This is a genomic window from Pseudaeromonas pectinilytica (assembly GCF_054780855.1).
Genome location: NZ_BAAGVN010000355.1, coordinates 37,730 through 54,898, shown reverse-complemented (window position 1 = coordinate 54,898; position 17,169 = coordinate 37,730). Strand labels below are relative to the sequence as shown.

Sequence of the window (17,169 nt, the reverse complement as noted above, 5' to 3'; positions counted from 1 at the left end):
GAGTAGGCAGAGAAAATCCAAGCAAAACAACACGTTAGACGGTGTTATTAATTCGCTTGCCGCTTAAGGTTCTGTACATGAGGTCGTATTATGTCCATTCCACAGTGATAACTGGCTCAGGTCCACGGTGCCGCTCAGGAACCTTTGGTTGGCGGTTGGCACGGTAATGGTCATGGCATCACCAACTTGGTGCTGGCCCTTCACACCACTGTCTGCCATACGGATGCCGTCGGGTAATTTAAGATCGGTGACATCCTTTACCTGATCGAGCAAGACCACTACATGTTGCAGCTTTAGCTCCAGACCTTCGATCAGATCGGCTCGGCGCAGTTGGTTGTTTTGATGAATTAAGACAGCCGTGATGAGCACAATTAATAACAGAGGGAACCAGAAGAGAACGTGGAATTTTTCCTGAATGGTCATATTAATCAGAATACGGTCTACCCAGCGAAATTTGACTTCTTTCATGATGCGCGGAATCCTAATGATGAAACTGCTTTCATCATACCGTGATGGCCTAAGAACCGAAGCCGGGAGGATCACAAAATGTCGGATAAAGCCGTGCGTATTCAGGTTTTTGGCCGGGTTCAGGGGGTAGGCTTTCGTTATTTCACCCGCCAACGGGCCATGGCGCTGGGATTGCGCGGCCGAGCGAGCAATCTGGCCGATGGTTCGGTGGAGGTTTTGGCGATCGGCGAAAGCTCTGATGTTGAGCAATTAATCCAGTGGCTGCGACAGGGTCCCCCTTCGGCGACGGTGGAGCGTATCGTAGTCAATCGACTCGATGCCCTACCACGAGGAGTGCAGGGCGATGAATTTCGCGCATATTGAACCTCGGCATCTGTTCATCCAGCGCTGCGACGAGCTTGGCGCCCTGACGGCCGCCGAGGTTTGGGATATGGAGTCGCTGCACCAATTCCGCGTGAGTCTGCGCGCCTGTCTTGCCTGGCAGCCATTGTGGCAAATTACCGCCTTGCCCGCGGATCTGGGTCGCCAGACAAAACAGTGGCGTTGTTTACTCAAAAGCGTGAGTCGGCAACGTAACCACGATGTCTTTGCGGCGTATTTACAGACCCTCCCGCACTCACGGGCTCTGTGCAAACGGTTAGCATCACAGACCCGAGCTCCGCGAAAACCACCCGAGCCACAGTTGCTGACTATGCTGCAGGGGTTGCAGCAGACGCTAGTGACGTGGCAGCAATGGATGACGCCGTTGCTCTTTCAACAACAACTGGTTGTGGTGCGGGCGCTGTATGTTGAGAGCATCCGTCAGTCCCTGCAGCAAGGGCGGCAGCCGTCACCGCGGAACCTGCATCAATTGCGCCTGGCAATTAAATCTTTGCGCTATCTGCTGGATCTGCTGGCGACCGTTTCTGCGGACTACCAAGTGCTGAGCGGCCATTGTCGGTGCTGGCAGGACAAGCTGGGGTACTTTGCAGACCTGAATGCGCTAACCCGTTGGCTCAAACATCAGCAGCAACCAAGATTGGCGGCGCTGGTGTGCGGGCGGCGGCAAGCGTTGGCCGAGATATTGTGGGCCGAGCGTGAGGATATCGAGCAGTTGCTAACCCGGGTGATGGCAACTCCTGTGCCCGAGTGTCCGCAGTTAGTGCGAGCATTCGGTTTGCAAGCCAGTGCCCAGAGGGTCTGAATCACGGCGCTGAATGGCTGAATGGTATGGGTATGGATCGAGAATAAAAAAACGGCCCGTAGGCCGTTCGAGATTATTCTGCTGCTCAGTTTACTTCACGCGCATACCCGGTTGGGCGCCGTCGTGAGGCTCGAGAATATAGAGCTCTTTGCCGCCAGGACCGGCGGCCAGCACCATGCCTTCGGACATGCCGAAGCGCATCTTGCGCGGCGCCAAATTGGCCACCATCACCGTCAATTTACCCACCAGCGTCGCCGGATCGTAGGCGGAGCGAATACCGGCAAACACCTGACGGGTTTCACCCCCGATATCCAGCTGCAACTTCAGCAACTTATCGGCATCGGCGACCAGTTCGGCATTCACAATGCGGGCGATACGCAGATCCAGTTTGGCAAAATCGTCATAGGCGATTTCCGGAGCAATCGGCTCGATTTCGGTCGTGTCCTTCCCCGGTGCGCTTTGGTGCTGGGACTTGCTGCCCTGGGTCTTGCTGGCCTCGGCAACCAGATCTTCCTTGGATGCGCTGACCATCTCTTCGATCTTCTTCGGATCGATGCGGCTGAATAACGCCTTGAACGGGGCGATTGAATGCGCCAACAACGGGGCATCAATTCCGTCCCAGCTCAGACTGGTTTGCAAGAAAGCGGCGCTACGCTCGGCCAGTTGTGGCAATACCGGCTGCAGGTAGGTCATCAGCACCCGGAACAGGTTCAGCGACACGGTACAAACTTCCTGCAACTCGACTTCACGGCCCTCTTGCTTGGCGATCACCCAAGGCGCTTTTTCATCCACATAGCGATTGGCGATATCTGCCAGCGCCATGATGTCACGAATGGCACGGCTGAATTCGCGAGCCTCGTAGGCTTCGGCGATGCGCTCCCGGGCGGCAACAAATTCGCTATACAAGGCTGGCTCGGTGTTGGTCGCTGCCAACTGGCCATCGAAGCGCTTGCTGATGAAGCCCGCAGTCCGCGAAGCCAGATTGACCAGCTTGTTGACCACATCGGCATTCACCCGGGCGACGAAGTCGTCCAGATTCAAATCCAGATCGTCAATTCGGCTGTTGAGCTTGGCGGCGTAGTAGTAACGCAGGTATTCCGGATCCAGATGTTGCAGATAGGTCCCTGCCTTGATGAAGGTGCCCTTGGACTTGGACATCTTGGCGCCATTCACCGTCACATAGCCATGGACGAATACATTGCTCGGTTTCCGGAAACCGGAACCTTCGAGCATCGCCGGCCAAAACAGGGTGTGGAAGTAGAGGATATCCTTGCCGATGAAGTGATACAGCTCGGCGTCGCTCTCTTTGCTCCAGAAGGCATCAAAGTCGAGCTCCGGACGCTTGGCGCACAGGTTCTTAAACGAACCCATGTAGCCGATGGGCGCATCCAGCCAGACATAAAAATACTTGCCTGGGGCATCGGGGATCTCGAAGCCGAAATAGGGCGCATCGCGGGTGATATCCCACTGCTGTAAGCCGGATTCGAACCACTCCTTGAGCTTGTTGGCCATCTCTTCTTGCAAGGCACCGGAGGTGGTCCAGTTCTGCAGCATGTCGGCAAACTGTGGCAAGTCGAAGAAGAAGTGCTCGGTCTCCTTCATCACGGGGGTTGCCCCGGAGACTGCGGATTTGGGGTTGATCAGTTCGGTGGGGCTATAGGTGGCACCACAGACATCGCAGTTATCGCCGTACTGATCGACCGCCTTGCACTTGGGACAGGTACCCTTGACGAAACGATCGGGCAGGAACATCGACTTTTCCGGATCAAACAGCTGGGAAATACCCCGGCTCTTGATATAGCCACCATCCCGCAGACGGGTATAGATGAGGCTCGCCAACTCGCGATTCTCATCGCTATGGGTGGAGTGATAATTGTCAAAGCTGATGCCAAAACCGGCAAAGTCCGCCTGATGCTCGGTGGATACCTCGGCAATCATCTGCTCCGGGGTGATCCCCAACTGCTGGGCCTTGAGCATGATCGGGGTGCCATGGGCATCATCGGCACAGATAAAATGGATGGTGTTGCCCCGCAACCGCTGGTAGCGCACCCAGATATCAGCCTGAATGTGTTCGAGCATGTGCCCGAGGTGGATAGAGCCGTTTGCATAAGGCAAGGCACAGGTAACCAGAATTTTACGAGCTGCGTTGGCCATAGTTCCTGTCTGTGTCGGGAAAATGAAGTGGAGCAACATGTTACCCGATGCAACGGCGATCTGCCTAGGCGCAATGCCATGGCAAGCGGCAATTGCCTCTGTTTCCATAACACTTTTCTTGTACACTCGGCCGAGATCCCGCGGGTCCGAACCAGGTTAGCCGCTCTATCAGACACTGCTGTGTTGTTGATGTGGGCGACCAATGGGATCCGTGCCGGGAATTGATTGTTTATGAGGAGATTACATGCAGGAAGTCCATCAGCTGCTGAGCCAATTTAAACCCGAAGGTTGGGCGCAAGATCTGGTCGCCGCCGGGTTTGTCACCGCCATCTCGCAACAGGATGAAATCTTGCACATCGCGTTGCGCGTTCCGTTCGCCGGTCACAGCTGGCTGGCGCAGCTCCAGGAGCAGTTGGAGGAAAAGCTGCGGCAACAGACGGGAGCCTCGTTGGTCACCTGGCACTGGCTGCAGGATGTGGCGACCATGGCACGGATGACCCCGGTTCCGGGAATTGCCGGGGTGAGAAATATCATTGCCGTCGCATCGGGCAAAGGTGGCGTTGGTAAATCGACGACTGCGGTGAATCTGGCATTGGCGCTACAGCACGAAGGCGCCCGGGTCGGGCTGCTGGATGCCGATATCTATGGTCCCTCCATCCCGGTGATGTTGGGCTGCCCGGATGAGCGGCCAGTTTCCCATGATGGCAAGTTTATGCAACCGGTTCAGGCCTATGGCATTGTCTGTAACAGTATCGGTTTTCTGGTTCCTGAAGGGGAGGCCGCGGTATGGCGCGGGCCCATGGCCAGCAAGGCACTGGCGCAGATCCTTCATGAGACCCGCTGGGGCGAGCTGGACTATCTAGTGGTGGATATGCCTCCGGGAACGGGCGACATCCAGCTGACGCTGGCACAACAGGTCCCGACCACTGCCGCTGTGATGATCACCACACCTCAGGATGTGGCGCTGATCGATGTGCGCAAAGGCATTGCCATGTTCAACAAAGTAACGGTTCCGGTGCTCGGCATCATCGAAAACATGAGCTATCACACCTGCAGCCACTGCGGCCATCAGGAGGCGATTTTTGGTTGTGGTGGCGGTCAGCAGCTGGCCTTACAACAGGGATTGCCGTTGTTGGCCGAGTTACCCTTGCATATTCAGGTTCGCGAGTGGATGGATGCCGGGCGCCCCCCGGTCGTGGCCGAGCCGGATAGTTCCCTGGCACTGAATTACCAGCGATTGGCGCGCAAAGTGGCAGCCATGCTCTACTTTGGCGGCAAGGCGATCCCGAGCACGATTTTGACCGTCAATGAAGGCTGAGAACGACCTGCCAAGAGGATGATTCTGCTTGGCGGGCAAATTTAGTATCATGCCGCCGTCCGTGGGCAATATCGCCGTAGTTGAGAATTTACACCATGTCTGAATCGCAACGTTCCTGTGTCATCATTGGGATCGCCGGGGCCTCGGCCTCCGGCAAGAGTCTGATCGCGCATACCATCTTTGAAGAGTTGGTGCAGGAGCAAGGCGAGGATCAAATCGGCGTCATCACGGAAGATTGTTACTACAAGGATCAGACCCATCTGTCCATGGAGGAGCGGGTCAAAACCAATTATGACCACCCCAGTGCGTTTGATCACAGCTTGCTGGCGCAGCATCTGACTTGCCTGCTCAAAGGGGAAGCCGTCGACATCCCCCGTTACTCCTACACCGAGCATACTCGCCTGACTGAGACCTCACGTTTCAGTCCGAAACGCATCATCATCTTGGAGGGGATCTTGTTACTCAATGAACCCCGGCTGCGCGAGCTGATGGATGTCAGCATCTTCATGGATACCCCGCTGGACATCTGCTTAATCCGGCGGCTGGTGCGGGATGTACAGGAGCGGGGCAGAACCATGGAGTCGGTGCTGAAACAGTACCAGAACACAGTTCGACCGATGTTTTTACAATTTATTGAGCCATCCAAACAGTATGCCGATGTGATAGTGCCCCGTGGTGGCCGCAATCGCATCGCCATCGATATGCTCAAAGCCCGTATCCTGCATATGTTGCAGGCATAAAAGCGCCACTTAATCACCAGGAGAAGGGAATGCGTCTTTGCGATAGTGATATCGAGAAATATCTGGCTGAGGGCAAGATCGTCATCGAGCCCATGCCGGGCCAGGATCGGATCAGCGGCGTCAGCGTCGATGTCTTACTCGGCAATGAGTTCCGGGTGTTTCAAGCTCATACCGCGGCCTTCATCGACTTGAGTGGTCCGAAAGAAGAGGTCGCGGATGCCATCAATCGGGTGATGAGTGACGAAATCATCATCCCTGACGGCGAAGCCTTTATTTTACATCCAGGTGAATTGGCCCTGGCCGTCACCCTGGAGTCGGTCACTCTGCCGCCCGATATCGTCGGTTGGCTGGATGGCCGCTCCTCGCTGGCCCGCTTAGGCTTGATGGTACACGTCACCGCCCATCGTATCGATCCGGGCTGGTCGGGGCGTATTGTGCTGGAATTTTACAACGGTGGCAGGCTGCCATTGGCATTACGGCCTAAGATGGTCATAGGCGCGCTCAATTTTGAACTGTTATCCGGGCCTGCAGCTCGCCCCTATAACAAACGTGCCAATGCCAAGTACAAGAGCCAACAAGGAGCTGTTGCCAGCCGTATCGGTCAGGATTAACGGCGTCTGACCTCATGTCGGCTGAAGAGCATCAAGCTGGGCTTGATGGATCCGGAGGCCCCATGAAAAAGGTACTGTACCTGCTGCTGACGCTGATCCTGGTCGCGTTGGCGGGAATGTTGACCCTGACGGCACTGATCAGCACCGATGACATCAAGCAGGCGCTGATCAGCCAGGTTAAGCAACAAACCGGACGCGAGTTATTCATCGATGGTCCGGTTTCCTGGTCATTTTATCCGTCACTCGGATTGTCCATCGAGCAAGTCCGCTTGCTCAATCCGGCTGGTTTTCCTGCTGAGCCAACCGTGGCGGTGGCGGATGGCCGTATTCGTGTGGCGCTGCTGCCACTCTTCTCCGGCCAGTTGATGATCGAGCAGCTAGCGCTGAACAAACCACAGATCCATCTGTTGCGCAGCGCGCAAGGGCACAGCAACCTGGATGATCTGCTGGCCCTGTCAACTGGCCCCGGCACACCGGCGGCCCCAGCCTCCGCGAAGGGCGCTGAGGGTTATCAGATCCAGTTGGCCGGGATCCGGATCGAGGATGCAGAGCTGACGCTGCAAGACCAGGCTACAGGACAAGAGTACAGCCTCTCGCATTTCACCCTGGAAACAGGTGCCTGGTCCGCTGATCAACCCGTGGCCATTGCCCTGGCTACCGACTGGCGCCTAGCGCAGATAACGGGCCATGTGGAGACCCAATTGCAGTTGCAACAGCAAGCCCAGGGCTCTCGATGGCTGGCGCGCGATTGGAAACTAAACATGCAGGTGATCCCGAGCGACGGGAAACAAGTACAGCTGATGAGCCAAGGAGATGCCCAGCTGGATCTGCGAACCGATGGTGGTTACGAGGTGGCGCTGCCCGGTTGGCAGCTGACCACCCAGCTCACATCCCCGGATCTAACCGGTAGTTGGAAAAGTCGGGGCGACCTGCGTGCACACTGGGATGATCACAATCCTCATCTCCTGCTGGAGAAATGGCAGCTCAGCGGCCAGCAAACAGGGCCCGCGATCCCCAAGTCGCTGGAGACGTTGGCAATGACGGGGGAGTGGCGTTATGAGCACAAGGCATCTCGGCTGAGCCTTGAGCGTGGTGCCGGGCAACTGGGGCCACTGCAGTGGCAAGGGACTCTCTCGGCATTATGGTCGCAGGTCCCCCAGGTGATGCTGGATCTCCAGCTACCGTTACTGGATCTGACCTGGTTTGACCGCCCATCGGCTGCTCAAGAGAGCAATAAGAGTTCCCAAACCCCCACTGAGCCTTCGCTGGCGTGGTTTAAGGGCATCAATGGTGAGGGGCGGCTCCGGATCGGACATCTTAAGGGAACCCGGCTTGATACCCGGGATTTGAACATGGCGCTTCAACTCGAGAAAGGGGTGTTGCGACTGACCGAATTTTCGACTCGCCTCTATCAAGGACGGGTAGCAGCGACCGGCATGCTGGATGGCACCATGATGCCAGCACGTTGGCAGTTAGCACCGAAGATCAACCAGCTACAGATCCAGCCGCTGCTCAAAGAGTGGCTGGGTAAGGAGCCCTTGTCAGGGGCCGCGACCGTGCAGGGTGTGGTCAACGGTGTTGGTCTACTCCCGGCGGCCATACGGCGAACCATCAGCGGCAAGTTGAGCGTGGCACTGGCCGATGGCTCCGTGAATGGCTATAACCTGGCCGCCAAACTACGCAGTGCCAAAGCCATGTTGCACGGAGAGACCTCCGCTCAGGAGGCGAAGAAAACCGACTTCTCGGCGTTGACCGCCGATGTGCAGTTGCAATCGGGTGTGGCATCCAGCAACAACATCAGCATGCAGTCGCCGTTATTACGTGTCCGGGGCCGGGGAAACACCCATCTGGTGCGGGAAAGCCTGGATTTCAAGCTGGATGTTTCCGTCGTGGCGACCAGCAAAGGGCAGGGTGGCAAGGGGTTGGAGAGCCTGGCTCACCTGACGATTCCACTCCGCATCAGCGGCACCTGGAGTGCCCCTGACTATGCTCTGGATATGGGGGGGCAACTGCGGCAGGGTCTGCAACAGCAGCTCAAGGGGATAGCGCCACAACGACTCCCTACGAAGTTAGGCGACCTTTTCAATTGAATTGGTGAACACCAAATGGTGGCCTCAATCTGGCCAACCGCTGACGGCTTGGAGGGCAGCTTGAAAGCCTGCGCTGCGCAGTTGCTCGGCTTGCTGGGGATCCATCACGAAGAAGGAGCCGACAAACGCCAGACTGTTGATGGAGATCCCATTCCAGGAGGCGCTATGCCGCGGCACCAGCAACAACCATTGCCGGGTCAGCAGCAGGTTATAGGCTAGACCCGGCCGCCAGGCGAGGGCCCGCAGAGCCTGCTGATAGCACTGGTAGAGGGTATCGGCCTGTTCGGTGCCCTGCAGTGGTGACCAGTAATGGTTGAAGCGCAGGGTTTGCAATCCCGGCTCCAACGGTAACGAGGCACGGCATTCGCCCAGAGTCCTGGGCACCCACTGCAGGTGTTTGTGCCGTTGGCTGGCTCCGGCGCTGGCACCACAGTTATAAAACACCAGGCCATCGGCTTCATCGAGCAACTGGGTTAACGCGATGAAATCCTGCTCGGTCAACATGTTTTCTTGCGGTTCGAAATCCCGGGTAATCAGCAGCAGGTGATTGGCGATCACCGGATATTTATTCAACAGGCAGACATGTGCGGGCGCCACATCGGCAACATACAGCTCGGCCTCGTAGGGCATAAATGGATCTGATTTCGGAGTGCGAGCCCCGGTCGGCTGTGGCTTATGCTTGAGCCCCGCGGCGATGCGCAGCACGTAGTGAATACCCTCCTCGATATGGTCATGAGTGGCGACCTCAATCGGGCTCATATGACGCGAATCGATAGCAAGGTGGGTGACTCGGGCCGCTTTTTCTAATAAAAACATAACGATTGACCTCTTTGCACAGGTTCCTGGCTGAAAATCACCTAAAATAGCCGTAGGAGTTTTCTCCATCCGGTGTTGCCTTGGCGTTCATGTCAGTTTCACTGACCTATAAAAATAAAGAACCCCGAGATCTGAATACATAACAAATGAGAAGGAAATATCTGCATGAAGCTGACAATCAAAGTGGGGATCGCATTTGCCATTCTCTGTGGACTCATGGCCCTGGGTGGGGGCTTCTCGTATTTCAATATGGCGAGAATCAACGATGCATTTACCTTTGTGGTCAAGGATATCAGTGCGTTGAGCGAAGATGCCAATTCCATTGGTCAGGAATTGCTTCGCATCAATAAAACCGCCACTGACATGATGTTTTCCGATACCAAACCGGAACTCGAGCAAGAGCGGCAACATTTCGACTCACAGTCTAAGGCGCTGAATGCACAATTGCAGGCATTACTCGACAAACTCAATGCCATGGAACAGCAAGGCGGCGAAGCCTCCCGCGCGGCACAGGCGCTGCAGGTTTCATTGCAGGCCATTATTCAAGGGGGAAATGATATTAGTCGGATCCGCTCGGAGGTGATGACCGAGGCTGCGCAGATCGATAAGATCAAAGCCGATTTCTTGACGAAAATCAGCTTTGCCAAGGTGGCGGTAGATCTAACATTCAAGCCGTATGCCGATGAAGATCCCTATATCTCGTCACTGACGAAACAGATGGTTTCTCAGATCGGCACAATGGAATACATGGTTAACGCCATCTTCAGCACTCAATCGCTCAAAGAGATGCAGGCTATTCAACGCAACTCAGTAGCCGTGTCGCAGATGATTCTGCAAAACAGTGAGGTGCTGCAGCAGGAAGTCCCGGCGACCAAGGACAATAGTGATTTCACCACCGGGATTGTCGCTCTCAAATCCAACGACGGGATGAAGCAGGGCGCCATCGCCCGTTATGTCGCCTTACAGGATAAGCGCGCACAACTGTTGGCCCGTGTCGAACAGATTTCTGCGACGGTAGAAACGGCAATGAAGCAGGTACAGTCGCTGCAGAAAGCCGCCAAAACTATCGGTGCCGAGGCATTTGCCAAAGCGAATGCCAGTATCAGCAGTACCACCATGAGCCTGATGTTGTCCTTGCTGTTCAGCCTGGTGTTTGCCGGTGTGGTCGGGTGGCGGCTATCCAGCACCATCAATGCACCTATGTCAGTGTTGCAGCGAATTTTGCGGCAACTGGCGACCGGGGATTTCACCCAGCGGGTCGAGGGCAAATTCAGTGGTGAGTTTGCCGAGTTGCAGCGTGATATCAATGCGGTGATCCATGAGTTCAACCACACCCTCACCATCGTCAAGCAGGGGGCGGCACAGACACGCAACACCGCCAACAAGAACCGGGAGTTTGCCAATACTCTTGCGGCCCAGGTGCAGGTGCAATCCGGCACCATGAATACCCTGGCCGCGACCGTGACCGAAATGGAACATGCCATCCAGGATGTGAACAACAATACCGAATCCAGCCTCAACATGGTGCTGTCGGTCGATGAGCAGGTCCAGGCGGGACGCAATCTGGTCTAAGAAAATAGCCGCTTGGTCTCATCTTTATTTGAGAATCTCCAACATAGCGAATCAGTCATCCAGCAGGTCTATGTCCAGAGTGAACACATTGGCGGCATTCTGGAAGTCATCTCCGGCATCTCGGAACAAACCAATTTACTGGCGTTGAACGCGGCGATTGAAGCCGCGCGTGCCGGTGAACATGGCCGCGGATTTGCGGTGGTGGCGGATGAGGTTCGCAATCTGGCCAGCCGGACCAACCAGAGCACGCAAGAGATCAATACCATGATCTCCGAATTGCAAAACAAGTCCTCAGGCGCCGTATCCAGCATGCGCGACAGTCTGCATCTGATGCAGGATGGCCGAGCCAAGATGGAGCAAGTGAATGGCTCCATTGGTCTGATAGCCGACCACATGCTGAATGTCAGAAATTCGGCGGAGCTGATCGCTACCGCAACCCGTGAGCAAACCATTGCCAGCCGCGAGATCAGTCGCAGCATCAATGAGATGTCCGAAGTGGTCGAACTTAGCAGCAAGACCATGCACGATATGGCCGGTCAGACCGAAGCCCTGGATCTTCTGTGTGAGCAACAAGAGAAAACCGTTCAGCAATTCAAGCTCGGGCGCGTGGACTAATAAGGTTCCAGATAGCAAAAAGGGGCTCATAACGAGCCCCTTTTTTGTCCCGGCAGAATAAGGCTCAGATCAGTTGTCGGGCGGCCTCAATTACGATCCGTACCGCCTGGCTCTCGGTGTGTTGCAAGGTTGCCGCATCCGGGATTTCCTGCTGTGTCCGGTTGACAATCACACCCGCGACCATGCCAGCCCGCAGACCTTGGCTGGCGCACATGGTCAGCAGGGTGGCAGATTCCATCTCGTAATTCATCACGCCCATGGCTTGCCATTCGGCCATGGAACCCTTGAAGCGGCTAACCACTCGGCCTGAATAGGTATCGTAGCGTTCCTGGCCCGGATAGAAGGTATCGGATGACGCTGTGACACCGACATGGACCTGCGCCTGCAACTGTTTCGCAGCCGCAACCAGCGCCGTGGTACAGGTAAAATCCGCCACCGCCGGAAACTCCATCGGTGCAAAATGCAACGAGGCGCCATCCAGCCGCACGGCAGCCGTTGTCACCAGCACATCACCCACGGCGATATGGGGTTGGATGGCTCCTGTGGTGCCTATGCGCAGAAAGGTCGAGACACCAAGCTGTGCCAGTTCTTCAACGGCGATCGAGGTGGAAGGGCCTCCGATACCGGTCGAGCAGACGACTACCGGCTTACCATCCAGCTCGGCCAACCAACTGGTAAATTCACGATGGCTGGCCAAAGGGCGCGGATTATCCATCAGCTCGGCTATTTTTTTGACCCGGTCCGGGTCTCCAGGGACGATAGCCAAAGTCGCGCCTTGTAAGTCCTGTTTCGCCAGTCCAAGGTGAAATACATCGACGGTTTTATTCATGGTAAGACTCCGATAGCAGATTGAATGACGGCATGTGGCTCTTCATGGCGGCCAGTCTAGACAGCGTTTTCAAGAAAAAGCGTGACGAAGATCAACCGAAAAATCGACTGCAGTACAGTAAAAAAATTCACGACCACGAAAAAATTCGCACCCGAGATCCGGGTATACGTTTGCCTGGGTTGGGAAAACGTATGCGACAGCATGATGCCTTCAGAGGGGGAGAGGGTGTGATAAGCAAGAAAGCTTTTGGATTTGTGAAGCGTATCGCTATTGGCTACTACACAATTTCACTGATGGCAGCTGGGAGATGCTGCGATCCATGGTGTGGCGGGCACTCTGATAGCAGACTTCCCGCTGTTTGAGTGCCGCCGTCCCGATATGACTCATGTCGCAGTCATTGCGATCACTGAGGTACTGCTCTTCAATGCGTCGCTGCAGATAGGACTCTTTGTCTTGCTGCAACTGCTGACAAGTCTGTTCCGCGCCTGCGGCTGAGGGGGGGATGGAGGTTTGCTGTAACACTTGCTTCTGCAAGCGTTCGCGTTCGGCCTCGGCAATCAAGGCTTGTTGGGCCGGAGTGAAGGCGGTGTTGACCTTGCCGAACTGTTGTTGGCTATCCGGTGGCGGCAACTGGCTGTAGTGAGCGACACCCTTGTCATCCACCCAGCGATACACTTCGGCAGCGTTCAAACTCTGCAGGCTACACCCCAGAGCGCACAAGGTTGTGATCAAGGTATTCCATCGCATAGCTAGCTCCATGTCCATGCGGATAACCAGCGATTCCGGCTGAGGTTTGATCGGGTCTGGCTGGTGAACCATTCAGAGTCCAGCATGATTTCTAGTGCAAAAAATGACAACCAGTTTTCTGCCTAGATGTGGACTGGTACAGAAATTGATTGTGGGGTGAGCACAAGCCCAGTGCTCAATGGATGGTTGCCAACCGTTGAGCACTGGGCTCGTAGCCCCGGTGATGCTTAGCTTTACGTTGATAACTACCCTTACCTTTTTTATTGGTTTCGACCCGGCAGCGAAATAGTGGGTCGTGCATCAAGGCGGCCAAGGCGTTATCGGCGATGGTGCCGCGGCTATGCTGGTAGCCAATGTTCTGTTTTTTCATCATCACTCCGTCATGATCTGAGTATTAAAATGGGGTGCAACTGCGGGTGAATGTCGATACATTCCCAACCGGTGCAGGATAGCGCGCTTCGCGAGTGCCTGCAGTAAGTATCAAGTCAATTAGCAAGAGGATAACCTGATGGCGGGATGGCAGACCCTGGACTCCAGACACCTTTTTTCCAACCCGTGGCTGGGTTTACGTCAGGATGAGGTCATAACCCCAGCCGGAACGCCCAGTCAGTATGTGGTGGTGGAGTTCAAAAATCGGGCGGTTGGCGTGGTACCGCTCACCGCCGATGGCCAGCTCATTCTGGTGCGGCAGACTCGCTATGCCATCGGCAATGTCAGCTCTCTGGAAATCCCCAAGGGCGGCTGTCCCCAAGGTGAGGCGTGGCATGACACCGCCAGTCGGGAATTAGCCGAGGAGACTGGTTATCGCGCCGGAAGCATCATGCCGCTGTTTGAGGGGGTACACCTTTCCAATTCGATCAGCAATGAAATCGGGGCCCTGTTTGTCGCCACTGAGCTGGAGCCCGGTGAGCAATCGTTGGAGGAGAGTGAAGATATCGAGGTCGAGATTTATCCGTTCGATGAGGCGCTGTCGATGGTATTAACCGGTCAGATCAGCGATGCCATGTCGGTGATGGGGATACTGTTACTCGCCCAGCGCCGTCAGCAATTCTCACTACCTGTCAGCTCGGAACAACCCGCGTAACGCTGTAGATGAGAATCGCCTGCGGCTATCCCTTGCTGATAGCCGTGCTCTAATGTTTGCCGATTTCGAGTTAATCGCCCGACCTTGAAATCTGGCGGCGGAGCGAGAAGTCGAACCTCGCAATCAGCCGGCGGGTTGCGGATAAAGTCTAATGCCGCATTGTATTGTTGATGCCGGATGAGCATGGCCTCCGCCAATACTGGCTGTTGTCGCAGCAGATAGCGTAGCAGCTGTGGATAACGAGCCGGGCGTTTGCGGTATCCCCAGGGTTGGGATAACAGTACCGTGATCTGTCGGGCGCCTCGTCGATATGCCTCGATGACGGGAATGGAATCGGCCACGCCACCATCGGTATGGGCCTCGCCGTGGAGTAGAACAAAATTTCGGTAGGCCACAGGCACCGAGCAGGAGGCTTTGGCAACCGTCATCATCGACTCCGGCTCAGCTAGGTGATAGCAAGGCGTGGCGTCTGCAACCCGGGTGGTCACTATGAGCAGGGGCGTGTTTCTGCGACTGAACTCAGCCACATCGAAGGGGTACTCCGCCAGGCTCACCGGCCATAACCAATCCAGATCCAGCCAATGGCCGCCGCCCAGGAAGCGGGGCAGGCTGATGAAAGGTTTTCGGCAGGAGACGTCGGTAATCACGCCATGGGTGCGACCGATTTGTCCGGACAGGTAGGCCGCCAGTGCAGTGGAACCGGCTGAGACCCCCAGACAGAGCGCAAACGGGTAATACTCAGCCCGACTCCAGGTATCGAGGACTCCGGCGGCAAAGATCCCGCGCATGGCGCCGCCTTCGACGATCAAGGCCGCAGAGCCGTCGCCAGAAATAGGGAGGACTGAGTTCACCAATCAATCCCTTGCTGAGCCTTGATCCCGGCATCAAACCCATGTTTCACATTTTTAACCTCGCTGACGGTATCGGCCAGCTCCAGCAGCGCCCGGTGACACCCCCGGCCGGTGATCACCACATGTTGCATCGCCGGACGATGGACCAGAGCGTCCAGCACCTCATCAAGATCCAGATAGTCATAGGCCACCATGTAGGTCAGTTCATCCAGCAACACCAACTGGATATCGGGATCCGCCAGCAAGCGCTTGGCCTCTTGCCAGACCGCCTGAGCCGCTTGCGTATCGGCTTGCCGATCCTGGGTTTCCCAGGTAAAGCCGGTGGCCATCACATGAAACTCCACCCCGGCCGAACTCAGCAGGTTGCGTTCTCCACAGGCCCAGTTGCCCTTGATAAATTGCACCACGGCCGCTTTGAGACCATGTCCCACCGCGCGACAGACGGTACCAAATCCGGAGGTACTCTTGCCCTTGCCATCACCGGTGATGACAATCAGCAGCCCCCGATCCTCCTGGGCTGCCGCAATCCGCGCATCGACCTGTTCTTTCAGCCGTTGTTGGCGGGCCTTGTGCCGCTCATCCCGCTGCTGTTCATTCACCATGATTCTGTCTCCAGTTGCTATGGAACAGCGATTCCAGCTTCGCCATATCCAGATGTTGTTCTACGCAATCAGCCAGACGCTCGATGGCATCCTGCTGCTGTTGCACATAAGAAACGGGGGTTGTCGCACTATGCCCCAGCCAGGCCATCAGAGCAGACAACGCCTGCGGTGCGTCGAATAAGCCGTGCAGGTAACAACCGGCAACCTGCCGATCGCCACTGATAGTACCGTCGGTCGAGCCATCACCATAGATCAGGAGTGGGGTCGAACCAGGGGCGACGCGGCTGCGGCCAACATGGATTTCATAGCCATGCACCGGCACGGTTTCGTTATGGAGCTGAAGTTGGCCGTGACGTTGGCATAATTGTTTATCCGGCATCAGCTCGGTGTCTATCGGCAGCAGCTCCAACCCGGCGCTTTCGCCGGGCACATCTTCGATGCCGAGCGGATCCTCGATACGCAGTCCCAGCATCTGATAGCCGCCACAGATACCGAACAGCTTGCCACCGTACCTGAGGTGACGGCGCAACATCGGCTGCCAGCCGTGTTCACGGAATAGCGCTAAATCAGCTCTTACGTTTTTGCTGCCGGGAAGGATCACCAAATCACAAGCCGGTAGAGGTTGATGCAGGGGGATGAACTGCAGATCGATATCCGGATGCAGGCGCAAGGCATCAAAGTCGGTATGGTTGCTGATCCGGGGCAATACCGGCACCACAATCCGGATCTGGCCCTCGTGCGTGGTTTGACGGGTGGCAATTGCATCTTCTGCGGCGATTTCCAGACCCTGCAGGTAGGGGATGACGCCAAGCACCGGCTTGCCGGTCTCTTGCTCCAGCCAGTCGAGGCCCGATTGCAATAACGCCAGCTCGCCGCGGAATTTATTGATGACAAACCCCTGTACCCGCGCACGCTCGGACTCCGAAAGCAGCGCTAGCGTGCCCACCAGTTGGGCAAATACACCGCCGCGATCAATATCAGCAATCAGGATCACCGGGCAATCGACCACTTCGGCAAATCCCATATTGGCAATATCTCCGGCTCGCAGGTTGATCTCGGCAGGACTACCCGCGCCTTCGACGATAATGCGCGCATACTGCTGCCGCAGCCGTTGGTGGGAATCCAGCACCGTCGCCATCGCGACCTGCTTGTAATCGTGATAGGCCTCGGCCTCCATGTTGCCGAGGGCGCGCCCCTGCAAGATCACCTGACAGCCGGTATCGGAGTTGGGTTTGAGCAAGACCGGGTTGAAATGAACACTCGGCGCCAGACCCGCGGCCAGGGCCTGCACCGCCTGGGCACGACCAATCTCGCCGCCATCGGCGGTTACCGCACTGTTCAGCGCCATATTCTGCGGTTTGAAGGGCGCCACGCTGTGGCCCTGACGGGCATAAATCCGGCACAGGGCCGTCACCAACAGGCTTTTACCGGCATCGGAGCTGGTACCTTGTACCATCAGCGTGGGTTGGGAGTCTGGTTGTTGCAACAA

The 17,169-nt window shown here is 56.2% G+C and carries 18 protein-coding genes; 9 read left to right on the top strand and 9 right to left on the bottom strand.

Translation table 11 applies throughout. The annotated features are described in order from the left end of the window. Positions 1 to 63 precede the first annotated feature (63 nt). Positions 64 to 468, bottom strand: a complete 405-nt coding sequence (locus ACYVG7_RS18795; protein ID WP_460884629.1) for a hypothetical protein — start codon at positions 466 to 468, stop codon at positions 64 to 66. A 78-nt stretch (positions 469 to 546) separates the two neighbouring features. Between ACYVG7_RS18795 and yccX the strand changes: the two genes are divergently transcribed. Together yccX and ACYVG7_RS18785 are read left to right on the top strand one after the other, a co-directional pair. Continuing rightward, positions 547 to 831: an acylphosphatase gene (yccX, locus tag ACYVG7_RS18790; RefSeq protein ID WP_460884628.1), complete on the top strand. Its 285-nt coding sequence runs from the start codon at positions 547 to 549 to the stop codon at positions 829 to 831. Then, the gene (locus ACYVG7_RS18785) at positions 812 to 1,651 is read left to right on the top strand and encodes a CHAD domain-containing protein (protein WP_460884627.1); all 840 of its coding nucleotides are present in this window, start codon (positions 812 to 814) and stop codon (positions 1,649 to 1,651) included. The genes yccX and ACYVG7_RS18785 overlap by 20 nt, the downstream gene beginning before the upstream one ends. A gap of 90 nt (positions 1,652 to 1,741) precedes the next feature. Here the strand turns inward: ACYVG7_RS18785 and metG are convergent, their stop codons facing one another. Beyond that, positions 1,742 to 3,805, bottom strand: a complete 2,064-nt coding sequence (gene metG, locus ACYVG7_RS18780) for a methionine--tRNA ligase (protein ID WP_460884630.1) — start codon at positions 3,803 to 3,805, stop codon at positions 1,742 to 1,744. A gap of 244 nt (positions 3,806 to 4,049) precedes the next feature. Here metG and apbC point away from each other — a divergent pair, with 244 nt between their 5' ends. The 4 genes from apbC to ACYVG7_RS18760 all read left to right on the top strand — a co-directional run bounded on the left by apbC (position 4,050) and on the right by ACYVG7_RS18760 (position 8,564). Further along, positions 4,050 to 5,123 (top strand): iron-sulfur cluster carrier protein ApbC, encoded by a 1,074-nt coding sequence (gene apbC, locus ACYVG7_RS18775; RefSeq protein WP_460884626.1) that lies wholly within the window; start codon positions 4,050 to 4,052, stop codon positions 5,121 to 5,123. A gap of 95 nt (positions 5,124 to 5,218) precedes the next feature. Further along, positions 5,219 to 5,863, top strand: coding sequence for a uridine kinase (udk, locus tag ACYVG7_RS18770; protein WP_460884625.1), 645 nt, complete (start codon positions 5,219 to 5,221; stop codon positions 5,861 to 5,863). Positions 5,864 to 5,892: 29 nt separating this feature from the next. Continuing rightward, positions 5,893 to 6,474, top strand: a complete 582-nt coding sequence (dcd, locus tag ACYVG7_RS18765) for a dCTP deaminase (protein ID WP_460884624.1) — start codon at positions 5,893 to 5,895, stop codon at positions 6,472 to 6,474. Between the two features lie 62 nt (positions 6,475 to 6,536). After that, a complete protein-coding gene (locus ACYVG7_RS18760; RefSeq protein WP_460884623.1) occupies positions 6,537 to 8,564 on the top strand; it encodes an AsmA family protein in 2,028 nt (675 codons plus the stop codon). A gap of 24 nt (positions 8,565 to 8,588) precedes the next feature. On the opposite strand, the gene ACYVG7_RS18755 is transcribed toward ACYVG7_RS18760, so the two are convergent. Then, the gene (locus ACYVG7_RS18755) at positions 8,589 to 9,380 is read right to left on the bottom strand and encodes a DUF4922 domain-containing protein (protein WP_460884622.1); all 792 of its coding nucleotides are present in this window, start codon (positions 9,378 to 9,380) and stop codon (positions 8,589 to 8,591) included. Positions 9,381 to 9,545: 165 nt separating this feature from the next. On the opposite strand from ACYVG7_RS18755, the gene ACYVG7_RS18750 reads away from it, so the two are divergent. Then, positions 9,546 to 10,952, top strand: coding sequence for a HAMP domain-containing protein (locus ACYVG7_RS18750; protein ID WP_460884621.1), 1,407 nt, complete (start codon positions 9,546 to 9,548; stop codon positions 10,950 to 10,952). A 12-nt stretch (positions 10,953 to 10,964) separates the two neighbouring features. Beyond that, complete coding sequence (locus ACYVG7_RS18745) at positions 10,965 to 11,567, top strand: methyl-accepting chemotaxis protein (protein WP_460884620.1); 603 nt, start codon at positions 10,965 to 10,967, stop codon at positions 11,565 to 11,567. A gap of 64 nt (positions 11,568 to 11,631) precedes the next feature. Here the strand turns inward: ACYVG7_RS18745 and udp are convergent, their stop codons facing one another. The 3 genes from udp to ACYVG7_RS18730 form a co-directional block, all read right to left on the bottom strand. Beyond that, the gene (gene udp / locus ACYVG7_RS18740) at positions 11,632 to 12,396 is read right to left on the bottom strand and encodes a uridine phosphorylase (protein ID WP_460884619.1); all 765 of its coding nucleotides are present in this window, start codon (positions 12,394 to 12,396) and stop codon (positions 11,632 to 11,634) included. A 267-nt stretch (positions 12,397 to 12,663) separates the two neighbouring features. Beyond that, positions 12,664 to 13,143, bottom strand: coding sequence for a DUF4124 domain-containing protein (locus ACYVG7_RS18735; RefSeq protein ID WP_460884618.1), 480 nt, complete (start codon positions 13,141 to 13,143; stop codon positions 12,664 to 12,666). A 175-nt stretch (positions 13,144 to 13,318) separates the two neighbouring features. Next, positions 13,319 to 13,513 (bottom strand): alternative ribosome-rescue factor A, encoded by a 195-nt coding sequence (locus ACYVG7_RS18730; protein WP_460884617.1) that lies wholly within the window; start codon positions 13,511 to 13,513, stop codon positions 13,319 to 13,321. 138 nt (positions 13,514 to 13,651) lie between these two features. Between ACYVG7_RS18730 and ACYVG7_RS18725 the strand changes: the two genes are divergently transcribed. Beyond that, complete coding sequence (locus ACYVG7_RS18725) at positions 13,652 to 14,227, top strand: NUDIX domain-containing protein (protein WP_460884616.1); 576 nt, start codon at positions 13,652 to 13,654, stop codon at positions 14,225 to 14,227. On the opposite strand, the gene ACYVG7_RS18720 is transcribed toward ACYVG7_RS18725, so the two are convergent. From ACYVG7_RS18720 to ACYVG7_RS18710, 3 genes are read right to left on the bottom strand one after another with little or no spacing between them, the layout of a single operon-like run. After that, positions 14,185 to 15,078 (bottom strand): patatin-like phospholipase family protein, encoded by an 894-nt coding sequence (locus tag ACYVG7_RS18720; protein WP_460884615.1) that lies wholly within the window; start codon positions 15,076 to 15,078, stop codon positions 14,185 to 14,187. The two genes, ACYVG7_RS18725 and ACYVG7_RS18720, sit on opposite strands and share 43 nt — an antisense overlap. Next, a complete protein-coding gene (cobO, locus tag ACYVG7_RS18715) occupies positions 15,075 to 15,680 on the bottom strand; it encodes a cob(I)yrinic acid a,c-diamide adenosyltransferase (RefSeq protein WP_460884614.1) in 606 nt (201 codons plus the stop codon). The genes ACYVG7_RS18720 and cobO overlap by 4 nt, the downstream gene beginning before the upstream one ends. Then, positions 15,670 to 17,169, bottom strand: a complete 1,500-nt coding sequence (locus tag ACYVG7_RS18710) for a cobyric acid synthase (protein WP_460884613.1) — start codon at positions 17,167 to 17,169, stop codon at positions 15,670 to 15,672. The genes cobO and ACYVG7_RS18710 overlap by 11 nt, the downstream gene beginning before the upstream one ends.

Coding starts and splice junctions, on each gene's coding strand:
- ACYVG7_RS18795 (WP_460884629.1), bottom strand. CDS start 468: ATGAAAGAAGTCAAATTTCGCTGGGTAGACCGTATTCTGATTAATATG.
- yccX (WP_460884628.1), top strand. CDS start 547: ATGTCGGATAAAGCCGTGCGTATTCAGGTTTTTGGCCGGGTTCAGGGG.
- ACYVG7_RS18785 (WP_460884627.1), top strand. CDS start 812: ATGAATTTCGCGCATATTGAACCTCGGCATCTGTTCATCCAGCGCTGC.
- metG (WP_460884630.1), bottom strand. CDS start 3,805: ATGGCCAACGCAGCTCGTAAAATTCTGGTTACCTGTGCCTTGCCTTAT.
- apbC (WP_460884626.1), top strand. CDS start 4,050: ATGCAGGAAGTCCATCAGCTGCTGAGCCAATTTAAACCCGAAGGTTGG.
- udk (WP_460884625.1), top strand. CDS start 5,219: ATGTCTGAATCGCAACGTTCCTGTGTCATCATTGGGATCGCCGGGGCC.
- dcd (WP_460884624.1), top strand. CDS start 5,893: ATGCGTCTTTGCGATAGTGATATCGAGAAATATCTGGCTGAGGGCAAG.
- ACYVG7_RS18760 (WP_460884623.1), top strand. CDS start 6,537: ATGAAAAAGGTACTGTACCTGCTGCTGACGCTGATCCTGGTCGCGTTG.
- ACYVG7_RS18755 (WP_460884622.1), bottom strand. CDS start 9,380: ATGTTTTTATTAGAAAAAGCGGCCCGAGTCACCCACCTTGCTATCGAT.
- ACYVG7_RS18750 (WP_460884621.1), top strand. CDS start 9,546: ATGAAGCTGACAATCAAAGTGGGGATCGCATTTGCCATTCTCTGTGGA.
- udp (WP_460884619.1), bottom strand. CDS start 12,396: ATGAATAAAACCGTCGATGTATTTCACCTTGGACTGGCGAAACAGGAC.
- ACYVG7_RS18735 (WP_460884618.1), bottom strand. CDS start 13,143: ATGCGATGGAATACCTTGATCACAACCTTGTGCGCTCTGGGGTGTAGC.
- ACYVG7_RS18730 (WP_460884617.1), bottom strand. CDS start 13,513: ATGAAAAAACAGAACATTGGCTACCAGCATAGCCGCGGCACCATCGCC.
- ACYVG7_RS18725 (WP_460884616.1), top strand. CDS start 13,652: ATGGCGGGATGGCAGACCCTGGACTCCAGACACCTTTTTTCCAACCCG.
- cobO (WP_460884614.1), bottom strand. CDS start 15,680: ATGGTGAATGAACAGCAGCGGGATGAGCGGCACAAGGCCCGCCAACAA.